The sequence below is a fragment of the Microbacterium sp. ZXX196 genome (assembly GCF_009709595.1).
GTDB classification, from domain to species: Bacteria; Actinomycetota; Actinomycetes; order Actinomycetales; family Microbacteriaceae; genus Microbacterium; species Microbacterium excoecariae.
Genome location: NZ_WMEE01000271.1, coordinates 1 through 262 on the forward strand (window position 1 = coordinate 1; position 262 = coordinate 262).

At 67.6% G+C, this 262-nt stretch carries 1 protein-coding gene; it reads left to right on the forward strand.

Going from position 1 to position 262, the window contains the following annotated elements; translation table 11 throughout:
• Nucleotides 1-31: 31 nt before the first annotated feature.
• On the forward strand, nucleotides 32-262 hold a 231-nt coding region (locus GJQ66_RS13020), incomplete at its 3' end, for a hypothetical protein (RefSeq protein ID WP_230379631.1).

The following is a 262-nucleotide window of genomic DNA, read 5'->3' on the forward strand; positions in this document are numbered from 1 at the left end:
AGCAATGAACCCACGACAGCGACGCGGCCTGATGCTCATGCTGCTGGCCGGGATCGGCGCCGTCGCGGTGGCCTTCGTCGTGATCAGCTACACCGGCAACCTGCAGGCCGAGCTGGGCGAGACCACCCCGGTGCTGCGGCTGACCGACGACGTCAACCCGCACGACGAGATCACGCCGGACCACGTCGAGGTGCACGAGATTCACACGAGCAGCACCGGCGGGTCGGACGACTTCGTGCGCAGCGAGGACGAGCTGGTCAAC